The sequence below is a fragment of the Pseudomonas sp. SIMBA_068 genome (assembly GCF_046534705.1).
GTDB classification, from domain to species: Bacteria; Pseudomonadota; Gammaproteobacteria; order Pseudomonadales; family Pseudomonadaceae; genus Aquipseudomonas; species Aquipseudomonas putida.
The window spans coordinates 1-409 of sequence record NZ_JAWRYI010000080.1 but is presented as its reverse complement, the minus strand read 5'-3'; the positions used below and the strand labels follow the sequence as shown (position 1 = coordinate 409).

Sequence of the window (409 nt, the reverse complement as noted above, 5' to 3'; positions counted from 1 at the left end):
ATCCTCGAAATGGGGTGAGGTTCTGCAGAATGCGGGTTGGCGCGATTGAGCGCCTGACGGCTAGCCGCCGCCGATGGCGTGGACCACTTCGACCTGGTCACCTTCGGTGAGCGCGGTCTCGGCGTGCTGGCTACGCGGGACGATATCCAGGTTGAGCTCCACTGCGACGCGACGCCCGGTCAGGTCCAGGCGGGTCAGCAGGGCCGCAACGGTTTCACCGTCGGGCAGTTCAAAGGATTCGCCGTTCAACAGAATGCGCATGCCACGGGCCGTCATCGTTTTTAGGGGCCAGCATTCTAGCGCGATTGAGACCTCAAGGTCAGCTCCAAGCGTCAAGCGGTCAGTTGCAAGCGCCACGCGGCCAAGCCAAGGAAGAACCACCCGAGCAGAAACGCCAGCCCGCCAAATG

Annotated in this window: 1 protein-coding gene; it reads right to left on the bottom strand. The window is 62.8% G+C overall.

Features of this window, described 5'->3' with window-relative positions; genetic code table 11:
* Nucleotides 1–60: 60 nt before the first annotated feature.
* Complete coding sequence (gene thiS / locus SB756_RS28240) at nucleotides 61–261, bottom strand: sulfur carrier protein ThiS (RefSeq protein WP_031320180.1); 201 nt, start codon at nucleotides 259–261, stop codon at nucleotides 61–63.
* Between the last annotated feature and the right edge of the window lie 148 nt (nucleotides 262–409).

Coding starts and splice junctions, on each gene's coding strand:
- thiS (WP_031320180.1), bottom strand. CDS start 261: ATGCGCATTCTGTTGAACGGCGAATCCTTTGAACTGCCCGACGGTGAA.